14 protein-coding genes and 1 pseudogene are annotated in these 15,088 nt (G+C 61.6%); 11 read left to right on the top strand and 4 right to left on the bottom strand.

Annotated elements, in window-relative coordinates; all coding sequences use genetic code 11:
• Positions 1 to 132 precede the first annotated feature (132 nt).
• Both D9X30_RS28985 and D9X30_RS28980 read right to left on the bottom strand, forming a co-directional pair.
• A complete protein-coding gene (locus D9X30_RS28985; protein ID WP_153950045.1) occupies positions 133 to 1,125 on the bottom strand; it encodes a tripartite tricarboxylate transporter substrate-binding protein in 993 nt (330 codons plus the stop codon).
• Positions 1,126 to 1,164: 39 nt separating this feature from the next.
• Complete coding sequence (locus D9X30_RS28980) at positions 1,165 to 2,331, bottom strand: mandelate racemase/muconate lactonizing enzyme family protein (protein ID WP_249641119.1); 1,167 nt, start codon at positions 2,329 to 2,331, stop codon at positions 1,165 to 1,167.
• Between the two features lie 111 nt (positions 2,332 to 2,442).
• Between D9X30_RS28980 and D9X30_RS28975 the strand changes: the two genes are divergently transcribed.
• The 4 genes from D9X30_RS28975 (at position 2,443) to D9X30_RS29910 (ending at position 5,984) form a co-directional block, all read left to right on the top strand.
• Positions 2,443 to 3,366: a LysR family transcriptional regulator gene (locus tag D9X30_RS28975; RefSeq protein ID WP_249641117.1), complete on the top strand. Its 924-nt coding sequence runs from the start codon at positions 2,443 to 2,445 to the stop codon at positions 3,364 to 3,366.
• Between the two features lie 1,258 nt (positions 3,367 to 4,624).
• A complete protein-coding gene (locus D9X30_RS28970; protein ID WP_153950046.1) occupies positions 4,625 to 4,816 on the top strand; it encodes a hypothetical protein in 192 nt (63 codons plus the stop codon).
• A gap of 398 nt (positions 4,817 to 5,214) precedes the next feature.
• The gene (locus tag D9X30_RS28965; RefSeq protein ID WP_153950047.1) at positions 5,215 to 5,559 is read left to right on the top strand and encodes a hypothetical protein; all 345 of its coding nucleotides are present in this window, start codon (positions 5,215 to 5,217) and stop codon (positions 5,557 to 5,559) included.
• A gap of 155 nt (positions 5,560 to 5,714) precedes the next feature.
• Positions 5,715 to 5,984: a hypothetical protein gene (locus D9X30_RS29910; RefSeq protein ID WP_502799699.1), complete on the top strand. Its 270-nt coding sequence runs from the start codon at positions 5,715 to 5,717 to the stop codon at positions 5,982 to 5,984.
• Positions 5,985 to 6,409: 425 nt separating this feature from the next.
• Here D9X30_RS29910 and D9X30_RS28955 read toward each other — a convergent pair whose 3' ends face one another.
• Complete coding sequence (locus D9X30_RS28955; protein ID WP_249641116.1) at positions 6,410 to 7,420, bottom strand: IS30 family transposase; 1,011 nt, start codon at positions 7,418 to 7,420, stop codon at positions 6,410 to 6,412.
• Positions 7,421 to 7,865: 445 nt separating this feature from the next.
• On the opposite strand from D9X30_RS28955, the gene D9X30_RS28950 reads away from it, so the two are divergent.
• The 7 genes and pseudogenes from D9X30_RS28950 (at position 7,866) to D9X30_RS28920 (ending at position 14,677) form a co-directional block, all read left to right on the top strand.
• Positions 7,866 to 8,291 (top strand): hypothetical protein, encoded by a 426-nt coding sequence (locus tag D9X30_RS28950; protein WP_153950050.1) that lies wholly within the window; start codon positions 7,866 to 7,868, stop codon positions 8,289 to 8,291.
• 3 nt (positions 8,292 to 8,294) lie between these two features.
• Positions 8,295 to 9,030 (top strand): annotated as a pseudogene (locus tag D9X30_RS28945) (ISNCY family transposase); the annotation flags it as partial.
• Complete coding sequence (locus D9X30_RS28940; RefSeq protein ID WP_228771109.1) at positions 8,999 to 9,322, top strand: hypothetical protein; 324 nt, start codon at positions 8,999 to 9,001, stop codon at positions 9,320 to 9,322. The pseudogene D9X30_RS28945 and the gene D9X30_RS28940, both read left to right, overlap by 32 nt.
• Positions 9,323 to 9,727: 405 nt before the next feature.
• Positions 9,728 to 11,098 (top strand): LLM class flavin-dependent oxidoreductase, encoded by a 1,371-nt coding sequence (locus tag D9X30_RS28935; protein WP_153950051.1) that lies wholly within the window; start codon positions 9,728 to 9,730, stop codon positions 11,096 to 11,098.
• 24 nt (positions 11,099 to 11,122) lie between these two features.
• Positions 11,123 to 12,232 (top strand): LLM class flavin-dependent oxidoreductase, encoded by a 1,110-nt coding sequence (locus D9X30_RS28930; protein ID WP_061958604.1) that lies wholly within the window; start codon positions 11,123 to 11,125, stop codon positions 12,230 to 12,232.
• 153 nt (positions 12,233 to 12,385) lie between these two features.
• Positions 12,386 to 13,384: a Bug family tripartite tricarboxylate transporter substrate binding protein gene (locus tag D9X30_RS28925; protein WP_061958605.1), complete on the top strand. Its 999-nt coding sequence runs from the start codon at positions 12,386 to 12,388 to the stop codon at positions 13,382 to 13,384.
• Positions 13,385 to 13,396: 12 nt separating this feature from the next.
• Complete coding sequence (locus D9X30_RS28920; RefSeq protein WP_061958606.1) at positions 13,397 to 14,677, top strand: LLM class flavin-dependent oxidoreductase; 1,281 nt, start codon at positions 13,397 to 13,399, stop codon at positions 14,675 to 14,677.
• Here D9X30_RS28920 and D9X30_RS28915 read toward each other — a convergent pair.
• Entirely contained in the window at positions 14,644 to 14,949 is a 306-nt protein-coding gene (locus D9X30_RS28915) for an IS66 family transposase zinc-finger binding domain-containing protein (RefSeq protein WP_157779565.1), read from the bottom strand. The two genes, D9X30_RS28920 and D9X30_RS28915, sit on opposite strands and share 34 nt — an antisense overlap.
• Positions 14,950 to 15,088: the final 139 nt, after the last annotated feature.

Raw genomic sequence — 15,088 nt, 5'->3', positions numbered from 1 at the left:
ACGCAATCGCCAATTTCGGACAACAGGGGCCCTCGGACGGCAGCGAGAGCGCTTGGCCGTCCGGCGATTGGTCACAATTTAAAAGCGAGCGGTCCCTTAACTGGCACCGCTCAAGATGCGGACGCTAAGCAATCACTCTGGTTGAATGCCTGCGTCCTTGATGACCTTCGTCCAGCGATTCACTTCGTCGTCGAAGAATCTCTTGTGCCCAGCCGGTGAGAGGCGATCATCGGCAACAACCGTAATGCCAAGTGCCTCCTCGCGCTTGATGAGCGCCGGATCCTTCAATGCCGCACGCAGCGCCTTGTTAATTTTCTCCAGTACTGCCGGGGGAGTGCCCTTGGGCGCGTAGAGCCCGTGCCAAACCGTAAAGTTGAATCCAGGAAGACCGGACTCGCTAAACGTCGGAATGCTTGCCAAGGCGGGGACGGTTGAACGCTGCGGGCTAGTTACGCCGTATGCTTTGACCTTCTTGGCCTCGATTTGTGGCGTACTGTTGGTGGCTTGCTCGCACATCAGATCGACCTGGCCGCCCATGATGTCAGACATCGCGGGCGCTGTGCCTTTATATGGCACAAAGGTCATGTCGCTCTTCAGCGTGCTTTGCAACAACAGGCTGCAAAGATGGGAGGCGGAGCCTACACCCGCGTTGGCGAGGTTCAGCTTGCCACCGTTGGCAGCGATGAACTTGCGAAGTTCGGCCACGTTGTTCGGCGGCAAAGCGAGCTTCCCAATCAACGTGGAAGGCGCTTCGTTTATCAGGCCAAGGAACTCGAGATCCGAGTTCTTGTATCCGAGCTTTTTATATAGCGCTGGGGCAGTTGCGAGTCCGATGTGATGCACCAGCAGTGTGTATCCATCAGGATTTGCGCGTGCCACCCGTGCGGTGCCGATGGTACCGCCAGCACCTGCTGTATTCTCGACGACAACCGTGGTGCCGAGCGTCTTACGCAGCGACTCCGCAACGTCGCGTGCAATCTTGTCGCTCGGGCCGCCGGCCACAAACGGGACAACCAGTGTGACAGGTTTTTCCGGATACTCGGCCCGGGCTAGGCTCGGGGCGAGGAAAAAGCCACTGACAAGGCAGAAGGTTGCGGCACGGACTGCCGCTTGCTTAATCCACATGGTTGTCTCCGTTTATGTTTTCTTAGGTATTGCTGCGGCTTAGGCCGACAGTTGCTGCATGACGCTGAAGAGGTCCGACTTGCCTTCGAATCCGATGCCAGGCAGATCGGGCATCGTCAGGTAACCCTTCTCGACCTTGACGCCATCCGGGAAGCCGCCGAAAGGTTGGAACAGATCCGGGTAGCTCTCATTGCCGCCCAAGCCCAGACCTGCAGCGATGTTCAACGACATCTGGTGCCCACCGTGCGGAATGCAGCGGCTAGCCGACCAACCGTGCTCCTTGAGCATTTCCAGCGTGCGCAGATACTCCACCAGGCCATAGCTCAACGCGCAGTCGAACTGCAGCCAGTCGCGGTCCGCGCGCATGCCGCCGTAGCGAATGAGGTTACGGGCGTCCTGCATCGAGAACAGATCTTCACCGGTGGCCATCGGCTTATCGTAGTAATTGCGCAGCGTGGCCTGCAGCTCGAAGTCCAGCGGGTCGCCCGGCTCTTCGTACCAAAACAGGTCGTACTGCGAAAGTGCCTTGGCATACTGGATTGCGGTGTCCAGATCGAAACGGCCGTTGGCGTCAACGGCCAGCTTCTGGCCGTCCTGTAGCACGCTCAGGATCGAGTCAATGCGACGCAGGTCTTCGTCCAGCGACGCGCCGCCAATCTTCTTCTTGACAACGGTGTAGCCGCGATCAATGTAGCTGCGCATTTCGTCCTTCAGCTTGCTATGATCTTGGCCCGGGTAGTAGTAGCCGCCTGCGGCATACACGAACACCTTGCGGTCCGGCTGGCCATTGCCATAACGATCGGCCAGCAACTGGAACAGAGGCTTGCCCTCGATCTTTGCAACGGCATCCCAGATCGCCATGTCGATCGTACCGATGGCGACGGAGCGCTCACCGTGGCCGCCCGGCTTCTCGTTCTTGAACATGGTGTCCCAGATCTTGTGGGGATCCAGGTTGTTGCCTGTGGCGTCGACCAGCGAATCCGGGTCGGCTTCCATGATGCGGGGGATGAAGCGCTCGCGCATCAGCGTGCCTTGACCGTACCGGCCGTTGGAATTGAAGCCGTAGCCCACGACCGGCTTGCCGTCACGGATCACGTCGGTGATCACGGCAACCAGGCTGAGGGTCATCTTGCTGAAGTCGATGTAGGCGTTGCGGATAGGCGAGCTGATGGGGAAAGTCTTCTCGCGGATTTCTACGATTCTCACAATGTGTCTCCTAATACACGGAATGCGCACGCGACCAGCGTGGGAGTCCGTAGCTTAGGCGCACCAATCTGTTTTAGAATTCAACTGCAGTCAAAACATTGTTGAATCATTGTGAAAACTGAACTTGCTTCGGAACTTGAGTTTTTCGTCCTCATCGCGAAGCTAGGGTCGCTGTCGGGGGCGGCACGTGAACTCGACATCACTCCGCCAGCCGCAACAAAACGTCTCAACTTGATGGAATCAAGGCTCGGTGTTCGGCTTCTTAATCGAACCACCCGGAGTATCAGCCTAACCAATGAAGGTGAGACCTACCTTTCCTATGCCACCAGGATCCTTGCGGACCTGCGGGAAATGGAAAACGTCGTCAGCAGCAGTAGTGCTGAACCGCGCGGCCCATTGCGCGTCAACGCGACGTTGGGTTTTGGCCGGACGACTATTGCCCCATTGGTGTCCGAATTTGCGAAACGGTACTCCCATGTGGAGGTTCAACTGGAGGTCACCGACCGGCCGGTGGACCTTGTTGACAGCGGAATTGATCTGGCCATCAGGTTCGGCGAGCTTCCCGACCGGCGCCTGACGGCAAGGCGGATCATGTCCAATCGCCGATTTCTATGTGCGTCGCCCCGCTACCTTGAGACATTCGGTACGCCACAGTCGCTCGCAGACCTGGCACAACACCGTTGCATCATTCATCGACAAAATGACAGCGCCTACGGTGTCTGGCGTTTCGACCACGATTCACACCCGGAAACCATAAAGGTCAACGGTGCACTTTCGAGCAACGACGGCGATATTGTTCTAGGCTGGGCCTTGGACGGGCATGGCATCCTGATTCGGTCAGAATGGGACCTCGCCAAGTATCTGGAAAGCGGCAGGCTGAGAGTTGTCCTACCGGATTACAAGTTGCCGTCGGCTGACTTATTCGTCTACTACTCTCAACGTCGCAATCAAACGGCACGAGCCAGAGCGTTTATCGACTTTCTGATAGAGAAGTTCAAAGGACTCGCCAAAATGCAGAAGAAGCGCAGCGAGTAAGCCATCGTCGATCGTCGCTTGCTAACACTAGAACCGACATTCATTCGAACGGTTGCGATAGGCAGCTTAGGGTCGGCTACGGAAGTTTGGCGCCGCGGCGCGGACAGGTTGCCGTTGGGCTTCCGATCTCGGCCATTTGCTGCCGCTCGACATCCAGTTTCTGCATTCGGCACTATTGCGTTCATCAGCCATTCCTCGCTCCCACGGGCTTGCGGGGCGTAGGACAGCGTCGGGCATCAACATTGAGTTGCAGCGCGCACGATGTCACGAAAGGGCGATCGACGCTGAGACAGATGTGACGCTGGGCGTGCCTCGCACGGACTTTACTATCGGGGGTCTTCGTCATGGACACGCTCAACATACGAAAAGTGGAGCAGTATCGGGGACTGATACTGCATATGGCGGTGTTTCAGATTGATGTCGATGAGGAGCTACCCGGCCACCACAGTTGGGGATACCGCGTGGCAGTCGGCGAGCCAGCGAATGCAGAGAGTCCGTATTTATGTGGACCTTACTGTCAATCATCTCCATACCCGTCCTCCGCGGAGGCCCATACAGCTTGCCTGCAGCGAGGACATCTTGCCGTTGACCTTCTACTTGGTACTATCTGAGCTTCTCATGCCGCAGCGACGTAGTTCCGCATAGCCCAGGCGCAGACACAGCAGAGTCCGCGGGGGGCGCGTCTCCTGCACGGCACCCCCGCTACCGGGCATGCTCCTCACCGGCCGCTCAGTTGCCTAATCGGACGCAATTCGCCGAGTCGAACCAAATTTCCGCTGTATCGGCCCTCCCCTTGGCCCGTCGTAACCTGCCGCGCTACCTGCGGTGGGTATTCTTTTGGGCCCGCTCACCTTGGTGGGCACCGCGGACTCACATAGCCGACATAGGGCGACCCACCGCGCAACGTCTGGAGGCGCAATTCAAGGGCCTGCAGGGTGGCCGTCAGGCCGGCCATCGCCGCGCCCGCGTCGGTAGCATCTAGGCCCCCGACGCTGCAGCGCCTCTACCGCGGCCTGCTGGCGTTCGCAATCCCGACGCAAGTCCTTGCAGCGGCGCTCCAGCAGCACGATGTACGGAATTGACCGGGTAGCATTGTGGGCTCCTTTATGAAGGCAAGATTTCCCCTCAAGCGCCGGCGTGCAGCACGTAGATCGGCTGTTGCACGCCTATCCTAGAAGGACTGGCGGCACAGTCCGCAATTTGTCTAAAAGACTTCCGGATGGCTTCGAGCGACGCGAGAATGATGTATGAAGCACACATGACACTCGGTCTGCTCCATGTGGTGAACGCCCGCGCGCGCGTCCGACGTCAAATTGCACTGATCCGACGGCTTCAGGCCCATGAACTGGACTGCGCGCTCGCGTTGGAGGTCCTGCGGCTATTGCGCCAATCGCTTGCCGTCGATCGGACGCACCTGGCGCTTTTGGAAAAGTTGTGCCTGCGCTCTTGAAATTCATCGCCAATCTGCATGGGCATGATCGGAAGGATGCCGATCTGCCCACACACGTCGACCGGTGATCATGGCGCCATAGCTACGCCAGAGGTAGCGCAACACCCGTTCCGCGAGGAACACATCGCCGCCGTCCTGACGCGTGGCGCGCACGCGCCGCACCTGCTCCCTCACGCGCCGGCGCGCTTCGGCTATTTCTCGGTCCCACACCCACATCTGCGACCCCTCGCCCTTTTCCCGTCCGCCTGCAGACGACTGTAGGCCCCGAACGTCGCACGCCCCACGTCCGCAATGCAGCAATTTCGGAAAACTTCCTCAGGAATATGGGTGCCCTAGCGAACACCGCGCAACCGGATTACGATGAAATGTCTCCCGCACGCTCCCATCGAGCCACCGCCATGGACATTATCCTGCTGCGCCGCGGCACCCGTGCGCTGATCTTGCCGCACGACAAGGACCTGATCGACTGCCCGCTGTTGGTACGCCACTGGCTGGGGGCGCCCTACACGCTGAGCGCGACCCAACTGACAATCGAGACGCCGCTGCCGGGCATCTCGCCGCCCTTGGTGCTGGCCGAGATCCTCCAGAGAGGCTTCTGTGCACTGGACTTGTACGGCGTGGTGCGGGGGTTCGAGATGCCGCCGCCCGTGGATTTCACGGTGGAGATCGGCCGGGATGCGGACGCCACTGCTACGAACTTGCTACGTGGCGAGGGCACGCTGCCCGGAAACCCGCGTGGCTAAGCGAATGTGATGCTTACATTCGCACCATCATCGGCCCAATTGCGGCCAGCGTCCGATTTGACGTTGACATTGGACATCCAATCTTCGTTCATCAAAGGCCGGGATGGGTCGGGTACGGCCTTCCGCCCAAGCTAAGCCTTTCGCTCGACGCGGAAATGCTCGATCGACTGCAAGGCATTGACGGCGCGCTGCAGCCAATCCGGCAGATCGCCAACGCCATTCCAGACGTGGCCATCGGCGTCCCGGAACCGGACCGCGCCGGAGGCAGAGTCTCCGGCCACGCCGGGAGCCTCGAAGCAGCCTGCCGCCAGGAGGTGCTCGTACGTCAGCCCGAGGCGGGCCATCTGGGACTTGATCCACAGAACGGCGTCAGCGCGCTCGCGCAAGGACTGGGCCCCGGCGATTTCGTGATAAGCAGTTGGTAGTGCAAAGGGCGAGCGAATGGTTCACCCGGAGACGTTTGCATATGGCGTAGCTTGTCCCTTCGGTCAGTAAAAACGCGCGCCGTGAATCGGTGCCGTAATACGACAAGGTGCATATGTAACACAGCGAAAACCACACCAGCGACGACGCAAATGAGGGCAGCGCCGTATCGGAGCGATTTCATCATTCTAATAGCAGATTTCTAAAAATGTAATCGCGCACCAGACCTCTTGGGGGTGGCAAACAAAACCTCATCCGTTCTAGCATATAACGCAACGAATACATCAGGGTCATCATGAAGAAGACGACATTGGCGGTATATTCAACGGCGGCACTTCTAACGATATATTTTTCTATAAAATTTTTGTCGCCGCCAAATTCAAGCCAATCAGAGGCTCAGCACCGTGAGAAGAATGACCCGGCGGTTTCAAGTCTGAGATGCAACACCAGTTCGTAATTTGTTGATCTCTTCGGCCATGGCTTCGGCGGGAGTGGCGAAGTCGAGAACCGCCCGAGGGCGATAGTTCAGCGCCTTCGCGACTCTGTTCAAGTACCCCTGCGAGAAGACCGATAGATCGTCGCCTTTCGGTAGATACTCCCGAACCAGTCCGTTCATGTTCTCGTTGCTTGGCCTCTGCCACGGACTGTGCGGGTCGGCAAAGAACACTTCGATACTGACTCGCCTGGTCAGTTCTGCGTGATGCGCCATCTCTTTGCCCTGGTCGTAGGTCAAGCTCTTGCGAAGCGCCAGCGGCACACGACGAAACTTCTTGGTCAACGCCTCCAGCGCTGCCTCCGCCCCGCAACCGTCCATCTTCGCCAGCACCACGAAGCGCGTCTTGCGTTCCACCAGCGTCGCCACTGCGCTGCGATTGCCCGCGCCCTTGATCAGGTCGCCTTCCCAATGTCCGGGCACCAGCCGATCGAACACCTCCTCGGGCCGCTCGTGGATCGAGCGCATATCCTGCAGCTTGCCTCGGCGATCGTTCCACGCGCCCCGTGAACGACGCTCCTTGTGGGCCTTACGCAGGCTGCCGATTAGCTCGCGGCGCAGCTCACCGCGCGGCGTGGCGTAGATCACGCAGTAGATCGTCTCGTGGGACACATGGAACTCCGGCTGGTGGGCATACATGCGCCGGAGTCTGCCTGCAATCTGTTGCGGTGAATAGCCCACGCGCAGCCATGCTCTCACCAGTTTCAGCAGCGCCGTGCCTGCTGCCAGCTTGCGCGGCCCACGTCGACGCCGTCTCAGCGCCATACCCTGCGCGCTCGCAGCATCGTAGGAACGACGACCTCCGGCCCGGGCAACCTCGCGTGAAATAGTCGACGGACTTCGCCCCACCACTCTCGCGACCTGACGCAGGCTGCACCCCTCGTTTAGCAGGCGATGAATACAGTTACGCTCTTCGATACCCAGTTGACTGTAGCATTGTCTCATCCCAACACCCTAACATCAGGGTGTTGCACTTCATTCTAGAGACCGCCCGGCCAAAAAAAAGAGTCACGGCCGCAGTGGTCGTGGCTCATCAATGCAAAGGGCCGATCGCTCGGCCCTCGAAGATTGGCATAGTGCTTACTGCAGCGCATCCCTCGAAAGGGGTGACGCATCGCCAGCATTCCTCTGATCCGGAGCGGCGATTCTTCGTATTATCCTCAACGCGAGTCCCTATCCAGTAGGACCCGCGTCGTCGTAGAACTTGTGCCCGCCGCGCCCCTAGGAGTGCTGAATCTCCACAGCTAACTTGATGCCATCACGCTAAGAATGGCCCCGGTTCTGGCCAGTTGATACAGACACGACCACCCGGTTTGCCCGTCCGAGTAGCCAACGCTTTGCGCATGACGCCGCCCCAATGGGAGGAGCGATCGCCTGGAAGTGGTGCGGGATGAAGCGAAAGTGGCCGAGCTACGCGCAATCCGCGCCGATTCTGCGCGACGAGAAGCGCGCCGCGATCCTGTCAGCGCCAGACATGGACGACGAACAGGCGCGACGCCTGCACGATCGTCCGGCACGCAATGAGGCGGAAAACATCGCCCCGCTGCGCCACCGCATCAAATCGGACTTGGACCTGGACGCACTGGGCGACGAAGCGGAGGATGTTTGGGACGATGGTCGGAGCCCGCGCCGCATGGATCGGTTCAGCGCCGCCACCCGCAGCGTTGCCGACCTGCGCGACCACCAGGGCGACGATTTGGCGCTGGAACGGGTCAGCAAGGCACGTAGTTCACTGCGAAAGACGAAGGACACAAGCACGCCGAGGAAGCCAGAAAGCGAGCCGACCGGCGGACCAGTGGCTATTGATTTGGCGTAGCGCCTGTTGCAGATAGACGGCAGCGACCACGCCTGGTTCGAGGACCTGGCGCCAGCCTGCACGCTGCTGGTCTACGTGGACGACGCGACCAGCCGCCTGATGCAGTTGCTGTTTCGTGCCGACCGAATCGACACCGGCGTACTTCATCGCCACGCGCGCCTATGTCGAGCGCTACGGCAAGCCGATGGCGTTCTATTCGGACAAGGCCGGGATCTTCCGCGTCAATGCCAAGGATGCCGCCGAGGGGCGGGTATACGCAGTTCGGGCGGCCCCGGTTCGAACTCAATATCGACATCCTGTGTGCCAATTCCAGCCCGGCCAAGGGGCGTGTCGAGCGGATGAACGTCACCCTGCAGGACCGGCTGGTCAAGGAGCTACGGTTGCGCGGCATCTCCAGCATGGAAGCCGCCAATGCCTATGCGCCGACCTTTATCGCCGCCTTCAATGCGCGTTTTGCCAAGGTGCCGAAGCGCGACTTCGATGCACACCGGCCGCTGCGTGGTGACGAAGACCTGGCGCGCATCTTCAGCTGGCGCGAATGGCGCAAGGTCTCGCAGAGCCTGACGCTGCAGTACGCCAAGGTGATGTACCTGATCGAAGATCGGCCCGAGCATCGGCGCCTGATCCATCGCTACATCGAGGTGGCCGAGTATCGGATGGACGCGTCGAGCTGTGGATCGAGGGCGCGTCCCTGCTCTACACCACCTATGCTGGCTATCGCCGCACAGGTGCAGGCGCTACTTGACAGCCGGCATCAGGCGGGCCCGTCGCGCACGCTCCTGGGCGAACCGCCGCGCCCGGCCAAGGTGCCCCTGAACGTCAAGCGCCAGCGGCTGATCAACCGGCTGGATCTGGAGCGTGCGCTGGTTGCGGCCCCGCTGAATCCGCGCGCCGCGGACATTTTAACTTTGCCCGCCGCCAGGCAACCGCCCCACTCTGCACCCAGCCCAGGCGCGTCCGGCCAGCGCCACCGCCCGACCAATAAAGCCCAGAAAGAACATGCCCCCGCACAAAAAGCACGCTCAGACTGACATTGAATGTAGCGGGCGGGGTGACATTTCAGAAGCCCCTAGACAAAATCATATTCACTGAACTGCCAGATGGCGCCGCGCTTCATCCCGTACGAGATGGAGCGCGTGCGCCTTGAGGTTGCGGCATACCGGGTCTGAAGCCAATACCTCGGCATCCCGGGGTCCAGCCGCGACGGGAACGCTGATCTGCTCCCGGATCCACGCCTCCCGCACAAACGACCGATTACGGATATGGAAAAGCCACCCTGACGCATATGCAATGCAGATCGCCGCTCCTGCGCCTGCGGTTTAAATCCGAATATCCATCAAAGGCTGACAGCGGTATCGAAATGCGGTATTCGCGCTTAGTCATGCAACCGAGATTGGTTACGCTGAGAGACTCTTTCGTGCCAGACTTCTCCAGACATGTCGCAACGTACCGGTCAATTGAGCCTGGGGGCCTTCCTGTACCCTTCGGGCCATCACATCGCCGCGTGGCGGCATCCCCAGGCGCAGGCCGATGGCGGCACCGATCTTCGCTTTTACGCAGACCTTGCCCGTGCAGCGGAAGCCGCCAAGTTCGATCTGGTCTTCCTGGCCGACGGCGTCGGCACGCGCGGGGACAACGTCGAATTCCTGAGTCGGGTGGCCCACAACTATCAGGCGCAGTTCGAACCCATCACGTTGCTGTCGGCGCTGTCGGTCGTGACCGACCGCATCGGCCTGGTGGCAACGGCGTCGACGTCGTTCAACGAGCCGTATCACGTCGCCCGGAAGTTCGCGTCGCTTGATCACCTGTCCGGTGGCCGCGCCGGCTGGAACGTGGTCACCACGGGCAACGATCACGAAGCCCGCAACTTCAACCGTGACGACAACCTTCTGCACGCCGATCGCTACGCGCGCGCCACCGAATTCGTGGACGTCGTGGCAGGGTTATGGGATAGCTGGGAAGACGACGCCTTCGTGCGCGACAAGACCGCCGGCATCTACTTCGAACGCGACAAGCGCCACGTCCTGCACCACAAGGGCGAGCATTTCCAGGTGCGGGGGCCGCTCAATGTTTCGCGGCCGCCACAGGGACACCCTGTCGTCGTCCAGGCCGGATCGTCGGAAGCCGGCAAGGAACTGGCCGCGCGCTGCGGAGAGGTCGTGTTCACCGCCCAGCAGACGCTAGACGAGGCCGTGGCGTTCTATGCCGACCTCAAGTCGCGGTTGGCCCGTCACGGCCGGACGCCCGCCGATCTGAAGATCATGCCGGGCGTGTTCCCGGTGGTCGCGGATTCGGAAGCCGAAGCACAGGAGAAATTTGAACAACTGCAGGCGCTGATCGATCCCGTGGTGGGATTGACGCTGGTGTCGAACCTGACCGGCGGCTTTGACCTGTCCTCATATCCTCTCGACGGCCCGATTCCGGATCTGCCCGAAACCAACGGGACCAAAAGCCGCCAGCGGCTGGTGGTGGACCTCGCGCGCCGCGAAAACCTCACCATCCGCCAGCTATACCAGCGGGTGGCCGGTGCGCGCGGTCACTGGCAGCTGGTGGGCACCGCCCCGCAAATCGCCGACCAGCTCGAGGAGCGGTTCCGACGATATGGCGCGGACGGATACAACATCATGGCGCCGTTTCTGCCGGGCGGCCTGCATGACTTCATCCGCCTGGTGCTGCCTGAACTGCGCCGTCGGGGCCTGTTCCGCACCGAGTACACGGGCACCACACTGCGCGATCACCTTGGGCTGAAGCGGCCGCCACATCCGGCGACCCTGGCTCCGAACGCGGCCGGGACGGCCTCGATCTGAACCCATTCTCACCGGAGACGCACAATGCCTGTAGAACTGTATGGGACGCTCTACCCGCGTCTGTTTTCGGAGGTCATCCCGGCGGAAGGGCCAGCCTTCGATATCGCTCACATCGAGCAGCGCGCCAGCGAGCATGAAGCGGCGGATTTCGACGGGGTACTGCTGCCGCACAACTCCGGCTGGGCCGACAACTTCCTGACGACCGCCCGGGCGGCAGGCGTCACAAAGCGGTTGAAGTTCCTGCTGGCACATCGGCCTGGCTTCCTCTCGCCCACCCTTGCGGCTCGCAAGCTCGCCACGCTGGATCATTACACGGGCGGGCGCCTGCTGATCCATATCATCACAGGCGGGCGTAACGCCGAACAGCGCCGCGATGGTGACTATCTCGAGCATGACGACCGCTATGCCCGCACGGACGAATACCTCGAAATCCTTCACAACGTCTGGACCCGCCGTGAACCGTTCAGCCACGAAGGCACGCATTACCGCTTCGAGAATGCCTTCTCGGAACTCAAGCCCTTGCAGGCAGCCATCCCCATCTCGTTCGGTGGCGCATCGGAACCTGCCATCGCCGTTGCGGCCCGACGCGCCGATATTTTCGCGCTGTGGGGCGAGTCACTCGACGGCGCCAGGGAGCTGACAGCATCCGTGCGCGATGCGGCGCGGCCGCTCGGGCGCAGACCCCGGTTCAGCATCTCCATCCGGGTGATTCTCGGGGCGACGGAGCATGAAGCGTGGCAACGCGCGCGCGAGATCGAGCAAGCGACGCGGGATGTCGGACTATGGAGCCCGGCTTCCCGTGTGTTTGGCGGCCATACGCCGTCCGCCAGTGCGGAGAACGAAGGCTCTCGCCGCCTGCTGCGACAGGCCGCGCAGGGCGACGTGCTCGATAAGCGGCTGTTCATGGGCGTGGCAAAGGCCACCAACGCCCCCGGCAACACCACCGCGATCGTCGGCACGGCCACACAGGTGGCGGAATCGATTCTGGAGTACTACCGCGCAGGCATCAGCGGCTTCTTGTTTCGCGGATTCGATCCGCGTACCGATGCTGTCGAGTTCGGCCGTGCGCTGATTCCGTTGCTGCGCGACGGTGCACGGCAGATCGACGCACAGCAGCACCACCACGCGGCCTGACATCGTTCCGAGCCCCCGGCCGCTTATCACCAGAGCGGCTAACGACATGACAAATCGGCAGTTCCGGGCCAAGGCGTATCCACCTACGATGACCGGTCTGCTTCACGCATTCACTCCGGCTTCCAAACCTTCCTGCGTCCCCTCCCGATCGTCATGCGCTTCCCCGCCTGCCCCACCGCCCTGCGCGTCGCGCTATCCGTACTGGCGATACCCGCCGTACTCCATGTCGCCACTGTGAGCGCGGCGGCCCAACAACCGTTTCCGTCGAAACCGATCAACTACGTGGTGCCCTATACGCCCGGCGGCACCAATGACAACGTCGCGCGGATCATCGCCAAGCGGCTCGCCGAAAAGGCCGGGCAACCGGTGGTGGTCGAATACAAGGCCGGCGCAGGCGGCACGCTCGGTGCGGGTTACGTGGCGTCGTCACCGGCCGACGGCTATACGCTGCTCAATACGTCCATCGGCAACCTGGCCATCGCGCCGCAGCTGATGACCGTGAAGTTCGATCCGTTCCACGATCTCGTGCCGGTAGCCTACATCGGCAACTCGCTGGCAACGGTGGCGATCAACCCTTCACTGCCGATCCGCACGCTGCCGGAGCTGATTGCCTACGCGCGCGCCAACCCGGGCAAGATCACGTTCGCCAGCTCGGGGAACGGCACGCCGGGGCACCTGGCCGGGGAATTGCTCAAGCGGCTGGCCAATATCGACATTCGCCACGTGCCATACAAAGGCAGTGCCCCCGCCGTGGCCGACGTGGTGGCCGGACACGTGGACATGGTGTTCGATCCGCTCAGCACGCAGTTCATCAAGCAAGGCAAGCTGCGGGCGCTGGCGTATTTTGGCGGCGCACGTTCGCCGGATCTTCCTAACGTGCCGAGCATCCGCGACGCCGGCGTCAAGGGCTGGGAAGACTCGCTGGCCGGGGCTTTCTTTATCACGGCGCCACGCAATGTGCCACCAGAGGTGCTGGCGAAACTGCGCCAGTGGATCGGCGAGATCCTCGCCGAGCCTGACACGGTGGCGGCCCTGAGCCGCGTGCAGGTGGACGTGCAGACGCTGACACCCGAACAGACGGCGCAGCGTATCCGCCAGGTGCACGAGATTGCCGCGCGTGTCGTCAAGGACAGCACCGCCCAGGGCAACTGAGCCGACGCGATCATGAAACTTGGATTGTTCCTGCTCGCAGCGGGCCACCATGCCGCCGGCTGGCGCTACCCGGGCGCCGAATCCGGCACCGAGAACATCGATCTCGTCGTGCGTATTACGCAGGCCGCCGAGCGGGCCATGTTCGACATGGTGTTCTTCGGCGACCGGCTGCTGACTTCCGCCGACGCTCACCCGTCGATGATTACGCGCCCCGACCCGTTGGCCATGCTTGCCGCGCTGTCGATGGTGACCACCCGCATCGGCCTGGCAGCCACCGCGTCGACCACGTACAGCGAGCCATTCAACCTGGCAAGAACGCTGGCCACGGTCGACAAGCTGTCGCGCGGCCGCGCCGCCTGGAACATCGTCACCACGTTCGCGGATGGTTCGGTGAACTTCAGCCGCAGCCGTCATCCCGATCACGCGGAACGCTATGCCATTGCCGAAGAATTCGTTTCGGTTGTGAAGGGACTCTGGCGTTCTTGGGATCCCAACCCGTACATTCAGGACAAGGAACGCGGCGTCTATATCGACGTCGGCAAGATGCATGCGCTGAACCACGAGGGCCGGCACTTTTCCGTCGCCGGTCCGCTCAACGTCACGAACAGCGAGCAGGGCCAGCCCGTGCTGATCCAGGCCGGCTCGTCGGGCCCCGGCCAGGCATTGGCCGCTCGCCATGCCGAAGTCGTCTTCACCGCACAGCAGGACATCGCGTCCGCCATCGAGTTCGCCACTGGCCTGCGCAGGCAGGTGGCCGCAGCGGGACGCGATCCGCGGCACTGCCTGATCATGCCGGGCCTGATGCCGATCATCGGTCGCACCGAGGCCGAGGCACACGAAAAGCTGGCCCAACTGCAATCGTTCACCGACCAGTCCAATGCCCTGGCCATCCTGTCCGAGCAACTGGCGATCGATGTGTCCGGCTTCGCGCTCGATGCGCCGTTGCCACCCTTGTCCACCGATGTGGTCGTGCATAGTCGCAGTGCACTGCTGATCAGGCTGGCGCGCGAGCGCGGGCTGACGCTGCGTCAGCTCTATCACCTTGTGGCGAGTGCGCGAGGGCACCAGATCGTGGTCGGCACGGCCGTCCAGGTGGCCGACCACATGATCGAATGGGTACGTGCCGGCGCTGCCGATGGCTTCAATATCATGCCTGCCTACTTTCCGGGCGGCCTCGACGACTTCGCCCGCGAAGTGGTGCCGATCCTGCAAGAGCGCGGCGTGTTTCGGCGCGACTATGAAGGGTACACATTGCGGGATCACCTGGGACTGCCGCCGCCGCTGCCGAGATAACGCGGCTCACGAGCGTTCTGACCAGCTGACCATGGCCCGGCCGGTGGGCGTCCAGCGCCATCGAAACGATCGACCCTGACGGGGGTGCGGGAACCTGCATGATGATTACATCCCGTGCAGGCGAGCTTCACGCGCCGATGTCGGATGATACGTAGCCGTGCCCGGACCGGTTCCAGTGGTTCGGACTTGCCTTCGGCGAGGATTTCGGAGGCGCCGCGACATGCGCAGCACGTGGTCCCCGCCGGTGTGTGAATCAAGTCCTCGCGTTCCACGTATCCAGGTAGCGGCTGCTTCCGCCGTTGCCATGGGCAGTGCGGGCGCGAGGCATTGTGTCTATCGCCTCGAAGCGCGAGCCTAGTTCTGAATGTCAAAAAAAATTGACATAAAATTGGATGTCAATTATTGTTGACA

The organism is Cupriavidus sp. U2, from assembly GCF_009663685.2.
In the GTDB taxonomy this organism is placed as follows: domain Bacteria; phylum Pseudomonadota; class Gammaproteobacteria; order Burkholderiales; family Burkholderiaceae; genus Cupriavidus; species Cupriavidus necator_C.
Note: the sequence above shows the minus strand (reverse complement) of the source record. Positions and strands in the feature narration are given on the sequence as shown.

Coding starts and splice junctions, on each gene's coding strand:
- D9X30_RS28950 (WP_153950050.1), top strand. CDS start 7,866: ATGAAGCGAAAGTGGCCGAGCTACGCGCAATCCGCGCCGATTCTGCGC.
- D9X30_RS28985 (WP_153950045.1), bottom strand. CDS start 1,125: ATGTGGATTAAGCAAGCGGCAGTCCGTGCCGCAACCTTCTGCCTTGTC.
- D9X30_RS28925 (WP_061958605.1), top strand. CDS start 12,386: ATGCGCTTCCCCGCCTGCCCCACCGCCCTGCGCGTCGCGCTATCCGTA.
- D9X30_RS29910 (WP_502799699.1), top strand. CDS start 5,715: ATGCTCGATCGACTGCAAGGCATTGACGGCGCGCTGCAGCCAATCCGG.
- D9X30_RS28965 (WP_153950047.1), top strand. CDS start 5,215: ATGGACATTATCCTGCTGCGCCGCGGCACCCGTGCGCTGATCTTGCCG.
- D9X30_RS28935 (WP_153950051.1), top strand. CDS start 9,728: ATGTCGCAACGTACCGGTCAATTGAGCCTGGGGGCCTTCCTGTACCCT.
- D9X30_RS28955 (WP_249641116.1), bottom strand. CDS start 7,420: ATGAGACAATGCTACAGTCAACTGGGTATCGAAGAGCGTAACTGTATT.
- D9X30_RS28940 (WP_228771109.1), top strand. CDS start 8,999: ATGCTGGCTATCGCCGCACAGGTGCAGGCGCTACTTGACAGCCGGCAT.
- D9X30_RS28920 (WP_061958606.1), top strand. CDS start 13,397: ATGAAACTTGGATTGTTCCTGCTCGCAGCGGGCCACCATGCCGCCGGC.
- D9X30_RS28930 (WP_061958604.1), top strand. CDS start 11,123: ATGCCTGTAGAACTGTATGGGACGCTCTACCCGCGTCTGTTTTCGGAG.
- D9X30_RS28970 (WP_153950046.1), top strand. CDS start 4,625: ATGACACTCGGTCTGCTCCATGTGGTGAACGCCCGCGCGCGCGTCCGA.